The 18,058-nt window shown below is 62.2% G+C and carries 14 protein-coding genes; 2 read left to right on the top strand and 12 right to left on the bottom strand.

The window, feature by feature from the left end; genetic code table 11:
* Positions 1-333: 333 nt before the first annotated feature.
* Positions 334-1,917 (top strand): peptide chain release factor 3, encoded by a 1,584-nt coding sequence (locus ABRP30_RS23125; protein WP_012316117.1) that lies wholly within the window; start codon positions 334-336, stop codon positions 1,915-1,917.
* 118 nt (positions 1,918-2,035) lie between these two features.
* Here the strand turns inward: ABRP30_RS23125 and ABRP30_RS23120 are convergent, their stop codons facing one another.
* The 4 genes from ABRP30_RS23120 to ABRP30_RS23105 all read right to left on the bottom strand — a co-directional run bounded on the left by ABRP30_RS23120 (position 2,036) and on the right by ABRP30_RS23105 (position 5,822).
* Positions 2,036-3,115 carry a polyamine ABC transporter substrate-binding protein gene (locus tag ABRP30_RS23120; protein WP_241804202.1) on the bottom strand — a complete coding sequence of 360 codons (1,080 nt, stop codon included), beginning with the start codon at positions 3,113-3,115 and terminating at the stop codon, positions 2,036-2,038.
* A 52-nt stretch (positions 3,116-3,167) separates the two neighbouring features.
* Positions 3,168-3,509 carry a cupin domain-containing protein gene (locus tag ABRP30_RS23115; protein ID WP_349974809.1) on the bottom strand — a complete coding sequence of 114 codons (342 nt, stop codon included), beginning with the start codon at positions 3,507-3,509 and terminating at the stop codon, positions 3,168-3,170.
* 32 nt (positions 3,510-3,541) lie between these two features.
* Positions 3,542-4,948: an FAD-dependent oxidoreductase gene (locus tag ABRP30_RS23110; protein ID WP_349974808.1), complete on the bottom strand. Its 1,407-nt coding sequence runs from the start codon at positions 4,946-4,948 to the stop codon at positions 3,542-3,544.
* A gap of 64 nt (positions 4,949-5,012) precedes the next feature.
* Entirely contained in the window at positions 5,013-5,822 is an 810-nt protein-coding gene (locus ABRP30_RS23105; RefSeq protein ID WP_349974807.1) for a nuclear transport factor 2 family protein, read from the bottom strand.
* Positions 5,823-6,075: 253 nt separating this feature from the next.
* Here ABRP30_RS23105 and ABRP30_RS23100 point away from each other — a divergent pair, with 253 nt between their 5' ends.
* Positions 6,076-6,975, top strand: coding sequence for a hypothetical protein (locus tag ABRP30_RS23100; RefSeq protein ID WP_349974806.1), 900 nt, complete (start codon positions 6,076-6,078; stop codon positions 6,973-6,975).
* A gap of 205 nt (positions 6,976-7,180) precedes the next feature.
* Here the strand turns inward: ABRP30_RS23100 and ABRP30_RS23095 are convergent, their stop codons facing one another.
* The 8 genes from ABRP30_RS23095 to ABRP30_RS23060 all read right to left on the bottom strand — a co-directional run bounded on the left by ABRP30_RS23095 (position 7,181) and on the right by ABRP30_RS23060 (position 17,785).
* Positions 7,181-8,149, bottom strand: coding sequence for a peptide ABC transporter ATP-binding protein (locus ABRP30_RS23095; RefSeq protein ID WP_349974805.1), 969 nt, complete (start codon positions 8,147-8,149; stop codon positions 7,181-7,183).
* Positions 8,149-9,117, bottom strand: a complete 969-nt coding sequence (locus ABRP30_RS23090) for an ABC transporter ATP-binding protein (RefSeq protein WP_349974804.1) — start codon at positions 9,115-9,117, stop codon at positions 8,149-8,151. The genes ABRP30_RS23095 and ABRP30_RS23090 overlap by 1 nt, the downstream gene beginning before the upstream one ends.
* A 10-nt stretch (positions 9,118-9,127) precedes the next feature.
* A complete protein-coding gene (locus ABRP30_RS23085) occupies positions 9,128-10,054 on the bottom strand; it encodes an ABC transporter permease subunit (RefSeq protein WP_241804208.1) in 927 nt (308 codons plus the stop codon).
* A 10-nt stretch (positions 10,055-10,064) separates the two neighbouring features.
* Positions 10,065-11,075, bottom strand: coding sequence for an ABC transporter permease subunit (locus ABRP30_RS23080; RefSeq protein WP_060480376.1), 1,011 nt, complete (start codon positions 11,073-11,075; stop codon positions 10,065-10,067).
* Between the two features lie 76 nt (positions 11,076-11,151).
* A complete protein-coding gene (locus ABRP30_RS23075; protein WP_267818544.1) occupies positions 11,152-12,747 on the bottom strand; it encodes an ABC transporter substrate-binding protein in 1,596 nt (531 codons plus the stop codon).
* 73 nt (positions 12,748-12,820) lie between these two features.
* Positions 12,821-14,200: an OprD family porin gene (locus tag ABRP30_RS23070; RefSeq protein ID WP_349974803.1), complete on the bottom strand. Its 1,380-nt coding sequence runs from the start codon at positions 14,198-14,200 to the stop codon at positions 12,821-12,823.
* A gap of 231 nt (positions 14,201-14,431) precedes the next feature.
* Complete coding sequence (locus ABRP30_RS23065; RefSeq protein WP_349974802.1) at positions 14,432-16,024, bottom strand: ABC transporter substrate-binding protein; 1,593 nt, start codon at positions 16,022-16,024, stop codon at positions 14,432-14,434.
* Between the two features lie 135 nt (positions 16,025-16,159).
* Positions 16,160-17,785, bottom strand: coding sequence for an ABC transporter substrate-binding protein (locus ABRP30_RS23060; protein ID WP_267818539.1), 1,626 nt, complete (start codon positions 17,783-17,785; stop codon positions 16,160-16,162).
* Positions 17,786-18,058 lie beyond the last annotated feature (273 nt).

Below are 18,058 nucleotides of genomic sequence, written 5' to 3'. Positions count from 1 at the left end.
AAAATGCTGATCAAACCAGTCCCCAAGCGAAGCGGGTTGCAGGGGAGTGGACGTCTCCGAGGGCGTAAAGGTTCCCATCTGGGGCGGCATTTGGCCAGTGTTAATCACTGGGGCGAGTGTTTTTTCGTACTAAAAAACAACGTGAATCTTGCCTAAAGGCGTTGGTTTACCTGCTATCTGCCCCACCTGTGACGCTGGACAACTTTTCTGAGCACCAGGCAAATCGCGCCCGATCGAGCATCGTTGACCAACGGCGGGGATCAGATTTTGGTCCCTGCCCAACATCAGGTATGATATCGCCCCTTTTTGAATCCCCCAGTCAGGCGATTTCCCATGACCAACCAGGCCGCCGAAGTCGCGAAGCGCCGCACTTTCGCAATCATTTCCCACCCCGACGCCGGTAAGACCACCATCACCGAGAAACTCCTGCTGATGGGCAAGGCCATTGCCGTCGCCGGTACCGTGAAGTCGCGCAAGTCCGACCGCCACGCCACCTCCGACTGGATGGAAATGGAGAAGCAGCGCGGTATTTCCATCACCACCTCGGTGATGCAGTTCCCGTACCGCGAGCACATGATCAACCTGCTCGACACCCCCGGCCACGAAGACTTCTCGGAAGACACCTACCGCACGCTGACGGCAGTGGACTCGGCGCTGATGGTGCTCGACGGCGGTAAAGGTGTAGAGCCGCGGACCATCGCCTTGATGGATGTCTGCCGCCTGCGCGACACGCCCATCGTCAGCTTCATCAACAAACTCGACCGTGACATCCGCGACCCGATCGAACTGCTCGACGAGATCGAAGCAGTTCTGAAGATCAAGGCGGCGCCGATCACCTGGCCGATCGGTTGCTATCGCGACTTCAAGGGTGTGTACCACCTTGCCGGCGACTACATCATTGTCTACACCCCGGGCCACGGCCATGAGCGTACCGAGGCGAAGATCATCGAGAAACTCGACTCTGATGAAGCCCGTGCTCACCTGGGTGACGAGTATGACCGCTTCCTGGAGCAGCTCGAGTTGGTGCAGGGCGCCTGCCATGAGTTCGATCAGGACGAGTTCATCAATGGCCAGCTGACGCCGGTGTTCTTCGGTACTGCGCTGGGTAACTTCGGTGTCGACCATGTACTTGACGCCGTTGTCGACTGGGCGCCGCGCCCGCTGGCCCGTGTAGCCCACGAGCGGACCGTGGAGCCGGTCGAGGAGAAGTTCACCGGCTTCGTGTTCAAGATCCAGGCGAACATGGACCCGAAACACCGCGACCGTATCGCCTTCATGCGCATTTGCTCGGGCAAGTACGAGAAGGGCATGAAGATGCGTCACGTGCGTACCGGCAAGGACTTGCGTATCGGTGACGCGCTGACCTTCTTCTCGTCCGAGCGCGAGCAGCTCGAAGAAGCCTATGCCGGCGACATCATCGGCTTGCACAACCATGGCACCATCCAGATCGGCGACACCTTCACCGAAGGCGAGGCGCTGGGCTTCACCGGTATCCCGCACTTCGCCCCGGAACTGTTCCGCCGCGTGCGCCTGAAGGACCCGCTGAAATCCAAGCAGCTGCGCCAGGGCCTGCAACAGCTGGCCGAAGAAGGTGCGACCCAGGTGTTCTTCCCTGAGCGCAGCAACGACATCATCCTCGGTGCGGTCGGTGTGCTGCAGTTCGACGTGGTCGCCAGCCGCCTGAAGGAAGAGTACAAGGTCGAGTGCGCCTACGAGCCTATCACCGTGTGGTCGGCACGCTGGATCAGCTGCGACGACAAGAAGAAGCTCGAAGACTTCCAGGTCAAGGCCATGGAAAACCTGGCGATCGACGGTGGCGGTCACCTGACCTACCTGGCCCCGACCCGGGTCAACCTGTCGCTGATGGAAGAGCGCTGGCCGGACGTCAAGTTCCGCGCCACTCGCGAGCACCACTAAGGGCAGCGGCAAGCTTCAAGCTTCAAGCTTCAAGCTTCAAGCTGCAAGAGGAAGCGAGCCTGCGTTGGCCCGCTTTTCTTGCAGCTTGCCGCTTGTAGCTTGCCGCTTGCCGCTGCCGTCAGTTCCCTGCCTTGATGCTGGTCCAGATCCGCGTACGAATGCGGTCGATCTTTGCCGGCATCGCCTCCAGCGCGTACAGCTTGCCCATCATCTCTTCGCTCGGATAAATCATGGTATTGCCCTTGAGGCTCGGGTCCACCAGGGCGTCGGCCTTGAGGTTGCCGTTGGCGTACTGCACATGGTTACTGATGTTGGCCATCACCTGCGGCTGCAACAGGTAATTCATGTAGGCATAGCCCGCCTTCTCATCCGGTGCATCGGCTGGCATGGCAACCATGTCGAACCACATCGGCGCGCCCTCCTTGGGGATCGAATAGCCGACCTTCACCCCATTCTTGGCTTCATCGGCGCGGTTCTTCGCCTGCAGCACATCACCCGAGAACCCTACAACCACGCAGATATCGCCATTGGCCAGGTCACCGGTGTACTTGGAGGAATGGAAGTAGCTGATGTACGGGCGCACCGTCATCAGCAGGTCCTTGGCCTTCTGGTAGTCCTTCGGGTCTTTGCTGTGGTGCGGCAGCCCCAGGTAGTGCAGGGCGATGGGTAGCAGTTCAGGGCCGTTGTCGAGCACGGCAACCCCACAGCTCTTGAGCTTGCTCATGTACTCGGGCTTGAAGATCAGGTCCCACGAATCCACCGGGGCGTTGTCACCGAGCACGGCTTTGACCTTGTCGATGTTGTAGCCGATCCCGGTACTGCCCCACAGGTATGGAAAACCGTACTGGTTGCCAGGGTCGTTGACCTCCAGCGCCTTGAGCAGCACCGGGTTGAGGTTTTTCCAGTCAGGGAGCTGCGACTTGTCCAGCTTCTTCAGCGCCTTGCCCTGAATCTGTCGGGCCATGAAGTGGTTGGAAGGAAACACCACGTCGTAGCCGGAGTTGCCGGTCATCAGCTTGCCGTCGAGGGTTTCGTTGCTGTCGTACACGTCGTAGGTCGGGGTGATGCCGGTGGTTTGCTGGAATTTCTGCAAGGTGTCGGGGGCCACATAGCTGGACCAGTTGTAGATTTTTACCGAGTCGGCGGCATTGGCCACGCTGGCGGCCAGCATCAGTGGAGCGAGGAGAAGGGTGCGCATGTCGGGAGTACCTTGCTTTGTCTGTTGTTTTCGAAGGCAGGCGATCAGCGGATCAGAAGATGAGTACGTAGGTCTTGCGCACGGTTTCCTGGATATCCCAGATGCCCATGCTGTTGGCCGGTAGCATCAGTGCGTCTCCGGCTTCTATGTGAAGGGGTTCCCCGCCGTCGGGGGTGAACGTGCAGCGGCCCTTGATGAAGTGGCAGAACTCCTGTTGCGCGATCTGCCGCCGCCAGCGCCCGGGCGTGCATTCCCAGATGCCGGTTTCCACGCCATCGCTGCGCTCCACGCAGGTGACCGAGGTCACTGCCACGGGTTCGCCAAGCGGCACCGCAACCGGGTTGGAGCTGTCCAGCACGGCGCTTTCGGTGTGTTTGAACTGGGTGATGCTCATTACCGTTGGATCCTGTGTGGGTGAAAGGAAAGTCAGCGCATGAAGCCTTCCATGAAGTCCGCCAGCGAGCTGGCCAGGCGCCGCCGCCATGGCACTGTGGCGGGGTTGGCGAGGGTTCGGTCTTCGTGCACGAAGCTCTGGATGATCGCGTTGTAGCCCAGCCAGCGGCAGGGTTCGGGCGGCCAGCTGGCCAGGCTCGACAGCGGACGGTTGTCGAGTACCCAGGGTTGTCCGGTCAGCTCGTTGTGCTGGTTGAGGATCAGCGCGGCCAAGGTGCGCCCACCGAGGTTGGTGGCGCCGACACCTTCTCCGCCATAACCGCCGGACAGGGCAATGCCGCGCTGGCGGTCACACAGCATGTGCGGGCGGAAGCGCCGGGCCATGCCCAGGTTGCCACCCCACGAATGGGTGATACGCACATGCTTGAGTTGGGGGAACAGCTCGCTGAACAGGTAGCGGCGCAGTTCGACTTCGGCCTCAGTCAGGGTGAAGTCTTCACGCAGCCTGCCACCGAAGCGGTAGCCACCGCGGGCGCCGAATACCAGGCGGTTGTCGGCGGTACGCTGGCCGTAGGTGACCTGGCGGCTGCTTTCGCTGAAGGCCTGGCCCTGTGACAGGCCGATCTGCTCCCAGGTCGATTCGGGCAATGGCTCGGTGGCTACCAGCAGGCTCTGCACCGGCAGTTGATGCTTGCCCAGCGGTGGTAGGCTGGCAGCGTAGCCCTCCACAGCAGGGACCATCCACTGGCAGCGGATGCGCGCCAGGGGGGCACGGACCTCACCGGGCTGCCAGTCGACGGCGGGGGTGTTTTCGTAGATCGGCACGCCCAGCGCTTCCACCGCCCGGGCCAGGCCACGCACCAGCTTGGCCGGTTGGATGGTCGCGGTATGCGGGCTGTAGATCGCGCCGTAGGCGTTGCTCACGCGCAGCTGCAGGTCCAGTTGCTCGGGGCGCAGCCAGCGGTAGTCATCCTCGGTCATGCCTTGGCGGTAAAGGTCATCGAGGTACGCACGCAGGCTGCGCTCCTGTTCCGGGTAGCGCGCCGCACAATACAGCACGCCGCCTTTGCGGTAGTCGCAATCGATGCCTTCGCGTTGCAGCACGCTGTGGACTTCGTCGGGGATGCCATGCAGCAGGTCGATGCTGGCGCGGCGTTGTTGCGGCGACAGGGTGGCGAGCAGGCGGTCTTCACCGAGCATGTTGCCCATCAGCCAGCCGCCATTGCGCCCAGAGGCGCCAAAGCCGGCAATGTTGGCCTCGATCACGGCGATGTTCAGCTGTGGCGCCTGGCGCTTGAGGTAGTAGGCGGTCCACAGCCCGGTGTAGCCAGCGCCGATGATGCACACATCGACGTCGAGGTCTTCGCGCAGGGCGGGGCGGGCGCACAGCGGCTCTTCGAGCTGGTCCATCCACAGGCTGAGCGTGCGCAAAGGTTGCATCGGGTTCGGCTCCACATCCGTCAAGGTCTGTGGGCGATCCTAGTGGCGTTGGGGGATGGCTGTCTTACGTGCGTGCACGCAGGGAAATTTGCTTCAGATAGGCCTTGGGCGTAAGCCCGGTATGTTCGCGGAAGCACTTGTAGAACGCCGACAGGGAGTTGAAGCCCGCGCTGAACGCCAGGTCGTCGATCGGCGCCTCGACGCTTGCGTCATCCAGGCTGGCCATCAGGTGCTGCAGCCGGGCCTGGTTGACGTAGCGGTAGAAGCTCTGCCCCAGCACCTGGTTGAGCAGGTAGGAGATCTGGTTGCGGCTGTAGCCGCTGGCGTCGGCGACCTGTTGCAGGTCCAGGTCCGGGTCAAGGTAGGGGCGCTGGCGCTGGAAGTAGTGCTCCAGGTCCTGGGCCATGGTCGACAGCTGCCGCGGTGACAGGCCCAGGCGGCTGGTCGCCGGGCGCGGGCCATGGCTGACCGTGGCAGCGTTGCCATGGCGCACCAGGGTGGCGTACTCATTGACCCGCCAGATCAGCCCGTCCTTGACCGTGATCGCTTCGCTGGACTGAAAGGCCACCAAGCCTTCACCGCCCTGTACCGTGACCTGGTACTGGATGAATGCCGTGCTGCCGTCTACGCGGATGCGGTCACCATGGACGATGTCCTCGCCAGCCTCGTGGGGCAGGCTGGCGCGGACGTAGTCACGCAACGCGTCGTAACCGAGTACGCGGTTCTGGAAGAAGTCGTGGTACTGCACGTCCGGGTGATACAGCGCAATCACCCCGTCGAGGTCGCGGTGCTTCCAGCACAGGTGATAGCGCAGGACGGTTTCGGCGGTGATGGGCGTTTGCTCAGGGCCGTCGGCAAGGAGGATTGGGGTCATGGGTTGATAGTGCCGGGGAGGGGGCAAGCAGGCAAGCCTGTGGGCCCTGGGATGCGTAGGGCCGGCCTTCGCGAGCGTTGCATAAACCCTGAGTCGCGTGCCTCGATTCGGGTGTTTTGCACGGTCCTAGGACGCGCGCTTGAGCTAAGCCATTGATTTGGCTACATGTCATTTTTTGACACAACTGGCACAGCCGCTGCAATGGTTAATGCGCGAATGGAATTTTCGCTAACAACATAAAGGCGCACACATCATGATCACCCCTGCCGACTATCCCGTTGTAGATACGCAAAGCCGCTCAGGTGTTTCCTGGGCGGCGATCTTCGCTGGCGCGGCCGCCGCTGCGTCGGTGTCCCTGATACTTGTGGTACTGGGCGCCGGCCTTGGCTTTGCGGCCACCTCGCCGTGGGCTGACGAAGGCGCGAGTGCAAAAGCGCTGGGCGTTTCGACCATCGTATGGCTGCTGGTGACCCAGATCATTGCTTCAGGCCTTGGCGGTTACATCGCGGGTCGGCTGCGTGTGAAGTGGGCAAACTTGCACGGCGATGAAGTGTACTTCCGTGATACCGCGCATGGCTTCCTATCCTGGGCGGTGGCCACTTTGGTAGCAGCGATGCTGATACTGGGTGCTGCCGGTAACCTGGTGGGCGCAGGTGCCAGTGCGGCTTCCCAGGCGGCCACCGTATCTGCCGCCGCAGGTGCTTCGTCGGCCACCAGTAACGACAATGACTCGATGGGCTACTTCGTCGATAGCCTGTTCCGTGGCGACGGCCCGGCGCCGGTCAGCGAGGATGCTGCAAATGGCGTAGCGGCCCGCATTCTGGCTAAGGGTATTGCAGGAGACGGCGCGTTGCCCGCCGAGGACCGCGCCTACCTGGCACAGTTGGTCGCACAGCGTACCCGCCTGAGCCAGGCCGAAGCTGAAGCGCGCGTGGACCAGGTGATGGCCCAGGTACAACAACTGAAGACCGATGCCAAACAAGCAGCCGACACCGCCGCCAAGGTCGCTGCCTGGACAGCGCTGTGGACCTTCGTCGCGTTGCTGTGTGGGGCCTTCTTCGCCAGCTTGGCTGCCTTGTATGGCGGTCGTCTGCGTGACCGGGTGCAGTGGGTTGAGGGCGACTACGTTCCACACCGCACCGTTCAACGTTAAACAAGGAGAATTACCATGCGCTCGATACTGCTGTGGATGCTTGGGGTACCGATTCCGGTGATCATTCTGATCGCGATATTCATGCATTGAGGGATTAGGGGCCGCAGTGCGGCCCATCGCCGGAAAGCCAGCTCCAGGTTCAGCGCTGTTGAAGAAGCAGTGCACTATCTGGAGCTGGCTTGCCTGCGATGGAAGCTAAGCCCCTTCAAAGAAACTGCTCGGCATAATGACACGCCACCTGCCGGCTCCCCACCTGCCGAAACGCTGGCTCTTCCTTGCCACACCGCTCGGTCGCATACGGGCAGCGTTTATGAAATGCGCACCCATCCGGGGGATTGAGCGGATTGGGCAGCTCACCGGCAATGCGGATCTTCGGCTTCAACGGGTCCGGGTGAATCGCCGGTGTCGCGGAAAGCAGTGCCTGGGTGTAGGGGTGCAGCGGCTTTTCGTAGATATCTTCCTTCGGCCCCATCTCTGCCGGCCGCCCCAGGTACATCACCAGCACCTGGTCCGCCACATGCCGCACCACCGCCAGGTTGTGCGAGATGAAGACGTAGGCGGTGGTGAACTCCTTCTGCAGGTCCATGAACAAGTTCAACACCTGCGCCTGGATCGATACGTCCAGCGCAGAGGTCGGTTCGTCGGCCACCAGCACCTTGGGTTGCAGCATCATCGCCCGGGCCAGGGCGATGCGCTGGCGCTGGCCGCCCGAGAACATGTGCGGGTAGCGCTGGTAGTGCTCAGGCCGCAAGCCCACCTGCTCCATCATCTTCTGCACTTTTTCGCGGCGCTCGGCCTTGCTCAACGAGGTGTTGATCAGCAGCGGCTCGGCCAACTGATCGCCGATTTTCTGCCGTGGGTTGAGCGAGGCATAGGGGCTCTGGAACACCATCTGGACGTCGCGGCGTAACTGCTTTCGCTCGCTTTTGCTGGCGCCTTTGACCTCGGTGCCGTCGATCTGCAAGGAGCCGGAGGAGGGCTCTTCGATCAATGTCAGTGCGCGCGCCAGCGTGGACTTGCCACAACCGGACTCACCCACCACGGCCAGCGTCTTGCCGGCTTCCAGTTCGAATGACACACCATTGAGTGCGCGTACCAGGGCGTGGCCTTTGAATAGCCCGCGGGACACTTCGTAATGCCGGGTCAGCTCCCGAGCGGTTAGAACGACGCTCATCACGCCACCTCCTGGTTCAGCGGGTAGAAGCAACGCACCAGGCTATGGGCCTGAGGGTCAAGGGGCGGGCGTTGGCGCCGGCAGTTGTCCTGCACGTACGGGCAGCGTGGCGACAGCAGGCAGCCGGCCGGGCGGTCGTAACGGCCGGGGACGATGCCGGGCAGCGTGGCCAGGCGTTCGGCGCCGATGCTGTGTTCAGGGATCGCCGCCAGCAGCGCTTCGCTGTAGGGGTGCGCGGGCACGTCGAACAGCTCAGGCACCTGGCCCACTTCCACGGCTTGGCCGGCGTACATGACGCAGACGCGCTTGGCGGTTTCGGCGACCACGGCCAGGTCATGGGTGATCAGGATGAGCGCCATGTTGCGCTCTTGCTGCAGGTTGACCAGCAGTTCCATGATCTGCGCCTGGATGGTCACGTCCAGCGCCGTGGTCGGCTCGTCGGCGATCAGCAGCTTCGGCTCGCCTGCAATGGCCATGGCAATCGCCACCCGCTGGCTCATGCCACCGGACAGTTGGTGCGGGTAAGCGTCCAGGCGGCTTTCGGCGGCCGGGATCTCGACCTTCTTCAAAAGCTCCAGCGCACGCTGGCGCGCAGCCTTGCCCTTCAGGCCCAGGTGCTGTCGCAGCACTTCCTCGATCTGGAAGCCTACGGTGTAGCTGGGGTTGAGCGCGGTCATCGGGTCCTGGAAGACCATGGCGATGTCCTTGCCCACCACCTTGCGCCGCTGACGGCCGCTGAGCTTGAGCATGTCGGTGCCGTCGAATGTCAGGGCGTCGGCGGTGATGCGCCCGGGGGCATCGATCAGGCCCATCAGGGCCATCATGGTGACCGATTTGCCCGAGCCGGACTCACCGACGATCGCCAGGATTTCGCCGGCGTCGACCATCAGGTCAAGGCCGTCCACCACGGGCACCGCATTGGCATCGCCGAAGCGCACGTTGAGGTTGTCGATTTGTAAAAGTAGCATGGCGTTCTCCTCAGGCGGCGTTCTTGAGTTTCGGGTCCAGCGCATCGCGCAGGCCGTCGCCCATCAGGTTGATTGCCAGCACACTGAGCAGGATGGTCAGGCCAGGCAGGCTCACTACCCACCAGGCGCGCTCGATGTAGTCCCGGGCCGAAGCCAGCATGGTGCCCCACTCCGGGGTCGGGGGTTGTACACCCAGGCCCAGGAAGCCCAGCGCAGCGGCGTCGAGGATGGCCGAGGAAAAGCTCAAGGTCGCCTGCACGATCAGCGGCGCCATGCAGTTGGGCAGCACGGTGACGAACATCAGCCGTGGCAACCCTGCGCCAGCCAGGCGCGCGGCGGTCACGTAGTCGCGGTTCAGTTCGCCCATCACGGCAGCACGGGTCAGGCGCACGTAGGACGGCAGCGAGACGATGGCGATGGCGATCACGGTGTTGATCAGGCCAGGGCCGAGGATGGCGACGATCGCCACGGCCAGCAGCAGCGACGGCAGGGCCAGCATCACGTCCATCAGGCGCATGATCGACGGGCCGAGCAAGCGCGGGAAGAAGCCGGCAAACAGGCCCAGCAGGATGCCCGGGATCAGCGACATCACCACCGACGACAGGCCGATCAGCAACGACAGCCGGGCGCCCTGGATCAGCCGCGAGAGCATGTCACGGCCCAGTTCGTCGGTGCCGAGGATGAATTGCCAGGTACCGCCTTCCAGCCATACCGGCGGGGTCAGCAGGAAGTCACGGTACTGTTCGCTCGGGTCATGCGGCGCTACCCACGGCGCGAACAGCGCGCAGAACACCACCACACACATGAAGGCCAGGCCCATCACCGCACCTTTGTTGCGCGAGAAGGCATGCCAGAATTCTTTGTAGGGCGAGGGGTAGAGCAGGCTTTGGTCCACCGGGCTGGCCGGTGTCACGGAATTGGGAATCGGGCTAGTCATGACGAAGGCCTCAGCGCTGATGACGGATGCGTGGGTTGGCCAGGCCGTAGAGGATGTCCACGACGAAGTTGACCAGGATCACCAGGCAGGCGATCAACAAGATGCCGTTCTGGACCACGGGATAGTCACGGGCGCCGATGGCTTCGATCAGCCACTTGCCGATGCCCGGCCAGGAAAAGATGGTTTCGGTCAGCACCGCACCGGCCAGCAGCGTGCCCACCTGCAGGCCGAACACGGTCAGCACCGGGATCAGCGCATTGCGCAGGCCGTGCACGAACACCACCCGGGCTGGCGACAGGCCTTTGGCGCGCGCGGTGCGGATGTAGTCTTCGCGCAGCACTTCGAGCATGGACGAGCGGGTCATGCGGGCGATCACCGCCAAGGGGATGGTGCCGAGGACGATGGCTGGCAGGATCAGGTGCATCACCGCATCCTTGAACGCGCCTTCTTCGTCACTGAGCAGGGTATCGATGAGCATGAAGCCAGTTTTCGGCTCGATGTCGTACAGCAGGTCGATACGCCCGGAGACCGGCGTCCAGCCCAGGCTCACCGAGAAGAACATGATCAGGATCAGGCCCCACCAGAAAATCGGCATCGAATAGCCGGCCAGGGAGATACCCATGACCCCATGATCGAACAGCGAGCCCCGCTTGAGCGCAGCGATCACGCCGGCCAGCAGGCCGACGATGCCGGCGAACAGCAGCGCGGCGAGGGCCAGTTCCAGGGTGGCGGGGAACAGGGTGAGGAACTCGCGCCACACGCTTTCACGGGTGCGCAGCGACTCGCCAAGGTCCCCCTGGGCGAGCTTGCCCACGTAATCCAGGTACTGTGCTGGCAGTGGCTTGTTCAGGCCCAGGCGCTCCATGGCCTGGGCATGCATTTCGGGGTCGACTCTGCGCTCGCCCATCATCACTTCCACCGGGTCGCCGGGGATCAGGCGTATGAGCGCGAAGGTCAGCAAGGTGATGCCGAAAAACGTCGGTATCAGCAGGCCCAGGCGCCGGGCAATAAAACTCAACATTGTCAGGGTTACCTCATCAGCCGTTGTACGGCGGTGCCGCCGGTGCCCGTGTGGGTTGCCGGCGGTCGTTGTTGTTCTACTTCACCTTGGTGGTGGCGAAGTTGTTGTTGGTCAGAGGGTTGATCACATAACCCTCCACGTTGTCACGCATGGCAGTGAACATCTTCGGGTGCGCCATGCTGATCCAGGGCTGATCGTCATCGTACACCTTCAATGCCTCGGCATAGAGCCTGGCACGCTCGTCATTGTCGATCACCTCACGGGCACGGGTGATCAGGTCCTGAAACTTCGAGTTGCACCAGCGGGCGTAGTTCTCGCCACTTTTGGCAGCCTCGCAGCTGAGCAGGGGGCTGAGGAAATTGTCCGGGTCGCCGTTGTCACCGGCCCAGCCAGTGGAGACCAGGTCGGCCTCGCCGTTTTTCGCACGGCGCAGCATCTCGGCCCACTCCATCACACGGATGTCCAGCTTCAGGCCGATTTTGGCGAGGTCGGACTGGAGCATTTCCGCCGACAGCCGCGGGTTGGGGTTGGTCGGGCCGCCGCCGTTGCGGGTGAACAGGGTGATGACCGTGCCTTGCGGCACGCCGGCTTGCTGGAGCAACTCACGGGCCTTGGCCAGGTCACGGGGTGGGTTCTGGTTGTCATTGTTGTAGCCGATCATGGTCGGTGGGTAAGGGTTTACGCCCACCAGCGCATTGCCCTTGCCGAACAGCTGGTCGACGTGGGTCTGGCGGTCGAAGGCCATGTTGATGGCTTTGCGCACGCGCACGTCGCTGAGGTATTTGTGCTCGGTGTTCATGGCGATGTAGCCGGTGACCAGGGCCTCGATCTCGGCGACCTTCAGCGCGGGGTCCGCCTTGATCGATGGCACGTCGTCCGGCTTCGGGTACAGGGCCACCTGGCATTCGTTGGCGCGCAGCTTCTGCAGGCGCACGTTGTTGTCGGTGGCGATGGCGAAGATCAGCGTGTCGGCCGGCGGTTTGCCGCGGAAGTAGTCCGGGTTGGCCTTGAAGCGCACCTGGGCGTCCTTGTTGTAGCGCTGGAAGATGAACGCGCCCGTGCCAACCGGCTTGCTGTTGAGGTCGCCGGTCTTGCCGGCCTGGAGCAACTGGTCGCCGTATTCGGCGGAGTAGATCGAGGTGAAGGCCATGGCCATGTCACGCAGGAACGGTGCTTGCGGGCGGGTCAGGGTGATGACCACAGTGTGGTCGTCGGTCTTGTCCACCGATTTGAGCAGGTCCTTGAAGGCCATGCTCTCGAAATACGGGTAGCCGACGCTGGTCTTGTCGTGCCACGGGTGGTTGGGGTCGAGCTGACGGCGCAGGCTCCACAGCACGTCGTCGGCATTGAAATCGCGGGTAGGCTTGAAGTAGTCGGTGGTGTGGAACTTCACCCCTTGGCGCAGGTGGAAGGTGTAGGTCAGGCCATCGGCCGAGATGTCCCAGCGTTCGGCCAGGGCTGGCTGGATGTCGGTGGTGCCGGGCTTGAAGTCGACCAGGCGGTTGAACACCGTCTCAGCCGAGGCATCGGCAGTGACCGCCGTGGTGTATTGAACGATGTCGAAGCCTTCCGGGCTGGCTTCGGTGCACACCACCAGCGGTTTGGCCGCCAGGTTGCTGGCGGCGCCCAGGATGACTGCTGCCAGGGCAGCGCGGAGCGGTAGCGATGTCATGTGTCCTCCTTGCTTGCAATGATTCCAGCGTAGCCGCCCAGGCCCGCGATGAAGCGGGCCTGGGCGCACGTGGTCAGAGAATGTTGAACGGAATGGTGGTCACCACGCGCAACTCGTCCAGGCTGCCATCGGCCTGTGCCTTGCTGGCGCGATGCGCGGTGTAGGTAGCGCGGATGCTGGTGTCTTTCAGCGGCCCGCTCTGCACCGCGTAGCTGGTGCCGATACCCCACTCATAGTGGGTTTCGCCATCCAGGCCGTTCACGTCATAGGCCGTGCCGCGGTAGTGGGTGCCATCGATGCCCCAGCCGCGGGCGTTGTACAGGTTGAACTTCAGACCCGGCACGCCGTACGGCGCCATGTTCAGCACGTAGGAAATCTGCAGGGATTTCTCGTTCGGGCCGTTGAAGTCCGAGAGCAGGGAGTTGGCCAGGTAGATACCGTTGGTTTCGTGCAGGTAGTCGAAGTACTCGTTACCGTTGACCTGCTGCCACGAAGCGCTGAGGGTGTGGGCCTGGTGGGTCAGGCCGAACGACAGGCTGTAGGTGTCGTTGTCGATATCGCCCATCTTCTGGCTGCCTGCGTCCACGGTCTTGTAGTAGTTCAGGCCGGTGGTCAGGCTCAGCACCGCGCTATCGCCCAGCACGTGGCTGGCGCCGAAGTAGTACTGGTTCCAGAAGTCGTCGACCTTGGTGGCGTACAGGCTGGTGGTCAGGCTCTTGAGCGGCTGGTAGTTGACCCCCGCGGTACTGGCACGGTCGGTTTCCACGCCAGCGGCGCCATACTCGCTGCGGAACTTGCTCAGGCTCTGTTCGGTACGCGGCGAGACGCGGTCGAAGGTGCCCAGGTCGAATGACAGGTTGTCGAACTCGGCACTGTGCAGGAATGCGCCCTGGAAGCTTGAGGGCAGGGCGCGGTTGCCGATGTAAGCGATCATGGGCGTGTCCACCGACTGGCGGCCGACGGTGAGGGTGGTGTTGGACACCCGGGCCTTGACGTTGGCCAGGCCCATCTTGCTCCACTGCCCGATGGGGTCGCCATCGCTATGGGTCAGGGTACGGTTGTTCGGCCCGGCGACTGCGGCACGGCCTTGCTCCAGGGCGATGGCGTTGTAGCCGGCTGCTTCCACGGCAAAGCCTACGGTGCCTTGGGTGAAGCCCGAGCTGTAGTTGAGGATGGTGCCCTGCAGCCAGTTGTCGCGGCTGTGACTGTCGTGGCGTGTGCCGTCGCTTTTGTAGTACTTGAACAACGGTGCGCGGGTGGCGCGTTCGCGGGCGTACCAGTTGCGGGTACTGCCGGACAGGCTCTGGCCGTCGATGAAACCTTTGGCCTCATCCTGTTCGCTGGTGCCTTTGAGGCTGAACGGTACGTAGTCCTGGCTTTGGGTGTCGGCCTGGGCCACGGCGCTGAAGGTGGCGATGGATAATGCCAGTGCGGTAAGCGTGAATAGTCTCAAGTTGAAAGCTCCCTTTCTGTTCTTTTAGTTATTGCCTGGCCTTGTGGGCCGGGTTGTTACGGTGTTGCCTGGGTTGCCCGGGGTTGCCGGGCCAATCGGGTGGAGGTGTATGGCCAGTGCTGGCCCGTTGGCCGGCAAGCCGGATCCCACGGGGATCGCTAGAGATCCCCGGCCTGGTGCAAGGTGTGTGGGAGCCGACTTGCCGGCGAAAGGGCCGTTACCGGCTAGCGTTCAATCGACGCTCACTCCGGAAAAGTCGTTGCGGCCAAAGGGGCTGACCTTGAACCCGGCCACCTTGACGCTGAGCGGCTGGTTCACGGTGGAGTGCGCCACCGGGGTGATCGGCACCTGCTGTTTGAGGCGTTGCTGGGCTTGCTGGTACAGCACCGTGCGCTGCTCACGGTCGGTTACCTGCTTGGCCTGCCTGACCAGGCTGTCGTACTGCGGGTCGCACCACTGCGAGTAGTTGTTGCTGCCGATGGCATCGCAGCTGTAGAGGGTGCCCAGCCAGTTATCCGGGTCGCCGTTGTCTCCGGTCCAGCCGATCAGGGCGATGTCGTGCTCGCCGCTTTTCATGCGCTTGATGTACTCGCCCCATTCATAACTGACGATGCGCACCTTCAAGCCGAGCTTGCTCCAGTCGGCCTGAAGCATCTCGGCCATGAGCTTGGCGTTGGGGTTGTACGGGCGCTGCACGGGCATGGCCCACAGGGTGACTTCGGTGCCTTCCTTGACCCCGGCCTGCTTGAGCAACTGGCGGGCTTTTTCAGGGTCGTAGGGGGCGTCCTTGACGCTGTCGTCGTAAGACCATTGGGTCGGTGGCATGGCGTTGACTGCGCGTTGGCCGGACTCCTGATACACCGCTTGCAGGATCTCTTGCTTGTTCACTGCCATGTCCAGGGCCTGGCGTACCTCCAGGCGATCGAACGGTGGGTGCTGGGTGTTGTAAGCGATATAGCCGAGGTTGAAACCTGGTTGTTGCAGCACCTGCAGCTTGCTGTCGTGCTTGAGTGCTGGCAGGTCGGCCGGGCGTGGGTGCAGGGTGACCTGGCATTCGCCGCGGCGCAGCTTCTGGATGCGCACCGAGGGGTCGGTGTTGATCGAAAACACCAGGTTGTCGAGCTTCACCTCATCCGGGGCCCAGTAGTGCTTGTTGCCTTTGAAACGGATCTGCGAATCCTTCTGGTAACGCTGGAACACGAACGGGCCGGTGCCGATGGGCTGCTGGTTGATGTCGCTGGGGCGCCCGTTCGCCAAAAGATACTCGGCATATTCAGCCGAAAGCACCGACGCGAAACTCATCGCCAGGTTCTGCACGAAAGCGGCATCGACCTTGTTGAGGGTGAACACCACGGTCATCGGGCCGGTCTTTTCGATGCCGGCGATGTTCTTGTCCAGGCCCATGCTGACGAAGTAGGGGAACTCGGTGGGGTAGGCCTGGCGGAACGGGTGCTCGCGGTCGAGCATGCGGTTGAAGGTGAACAGCACGTCATCGGCGTTGAAGTCGCGGCTGGGTGTGAATGCCTTGTTGGCGTGGAATTTCACCCCTTCGCGCAGGTGGAAGGTGTAGCGCAGGCCGTCATCGGATACTTCCCACTTGGTTGCCAAGGCGGGGTGCACAGCGGTACCGCCGCGTTCGAATTCCACCAGGCGGTTGTAGATCGGTTCTGCCGCATCGTTGTCGGTGGCAGTGGTGTATTGAGCGGTGTCGAACCCAGCCGGGCTGCCCTCGGAGCAGAACACCAGGTTAGCGGCCTGAAGGGCCGGCGCCTGGCTTAGCAGGCCCAAGGCGAGCAGTGTGGAAACCAGTGAGGTATGGCGCATGGCAAATCCTTTTTTCCGTCTGTTTTTGCCGCTTCGGGATACGAAATGCGGCAACAGGCCCCCAACCCCGGCGCGGGTAGCGCCGGGGTGAGTGTGAACAGTAGAAGTGGGCGAGGGTGCTGCGAGTGCCCGGCGCTATTTCTCCACGCTGACGCCGTAGAAGGAGTTCAGTGCGAACGGGCTGATCTTGAAGTCCTTAACCTTGGCACTCATCGGCTGGTAGACCGTGGAGTGGGCGATCGGCGTGATCGGCACCTGCTCTTTGAGGATATGTTGCGCTTTCTGATACAGCTCGGTGCGCTTGGCCTGGTCAGGCGTGGCCTTGGCCTGCTTGATCAGGTCGTCGTAGGGCTTGTAGCACCACTTGGAGAAGTTGTTGCCGTCGACCGCATCGCAGCCATACAGGGTGCCTAGCCAGTTGTCCGGGTCACCGTTGTCGCCGCTCCAGCCGATCAGCATGGCGCCTTGTTCGCCGCCTTTGGAGCGCTTGATGTACTCGCCCCATTCGTAACTGACGATTTTCGCCTTGATGCCGACCTTGCTCCAGTCAGCCTGCAGCATCTCGGCCATCAGCTTGGCGTTGGGGTTGTACGGGCGCTGCACCGGCATGGCCCACAGGCTGATTTCGGTACCTTCCTTGATCCCGGCTTCCTTGAGCAGTTGCTTGGCCTTTTCCGGGTCGTACGGTACGTCTTTGATGCTGTCGTCGTAGGACCACTGGGTCGGCGGCATGGCATTGACGGCGAGCTGACCGGCGCCCTGGTACACCGACTCGATGATCTTCTGCTTGTCGACGGCCATGTCCAGTGCCTGGCGCACCTTCAGTTGAGCCAGCGGGTTGGGTTGGTCACTGCCCTTGAGCTTGTCCATCACGTTGTAGGCGATGTACCCCAGGTTGAACCCGGCCTGGTGCGGCATCTGCAGCTTATCGTTGGCCTTGAGCGGCTCGATATCGGCAGGGCGTGGGAACAAGGTCACCTGGCACTCGTTCTTCTTCAGCTTCTGCATGCGCACCGAGGCGTCGGTGGTGATGGCGAAGATCAGGTTGTCGATCTTCACATCTTCTGGTTTCCAGTAGTCCTTGTTGCCCTTGAAGCGGATCTGGGCGTCTTTCTGGTACTTGCTGAACACGAAGGGGCCGGTGCCGATCGGTTTCTGGTTGATGTCTGCAGCCTTGCCTTCTTTGAGCAACTGGTCGGCGTACTCGGCCGACTGCACGGAGGCAAAGCTCATGGCCAGGTTCTGGATGAACGCGGCGTCCACCTGGTTGAGGGTGAACTTGACGGTGTGTTCATCGAGTTTCTCCACCTTGGCGATGTTGTTGTCCATGCCCATGTCGGTGAAGTAGGGGAATTCAGTGGGGTAGGCCTTACGGAAGGGGTGGTTCTTGTCGAGCATGCGATTGAAGGTGAACAGCACGTCGTCTGCGTTGAATTCGCGGCTTGGCTTGAAGTAGTCGGTGGTGTGGAATTTGACCCCTTCGCGCAGGTGGAAGGTATAGGTCTTGCCGTCGTCGGACACTTCCCATTTGGTTGCCAGGCCCGGGATGACAGCGGTACCGCCACGTTCGAACTGGGTCAGGCGGTTGAACACGGTCTCGGCCGAGGCGTCGAAGTCGGTTCCGGTGGTGTATTGCCCCGGGTCGAAGCCGGCGGGGCTGCCTTCGGAGCAGAACACCAGGTTGGACGCGGCGTGGGCGAGCGGAGCGCCGGTCAGCAAGCCTGCGCCGAGCAGGAACGGAATGACTGCGTGTTTGAGCATGGTGGCCTCATTGTTGTCATTTTTCTGATTCGAGGTGGCCTCGTGAGCCGACCTGCGGATACTTATGCAGGGGGTGTTCCCAATGCAACACTGCTAAGGATAGTTGGCGTCAGAAAAGTAGTACGAGCGTACATGGATGTCGCATTTGTATAACTTTCGGAGAAGTTGAACGTTTGCGAGGGCAAAATGATGGCTTTTTGCAGGATGTTTCGCGGGAGGGAATTTGTAGGAGGCACTATTTCAGTGCGTAGGAAATGTCTCTAATGGTGCTGC

The organism is Pseudomonas sp. WHRI 8519, from assembly GCF_040224055.2.
GTDB classification, from domain to species: domain Bacteria; phylum Pseudomonadota; class Gammaproteobacteria; order Pseudomonadales; family Pseudomonadaceae; genus Aquipseudomonas; species Aquipseudomonas putida_X.
Note: the sequence above shows the minus strand (reverse complement) of the source record. Positions and strands in the feature narration are given on the sequence as shown.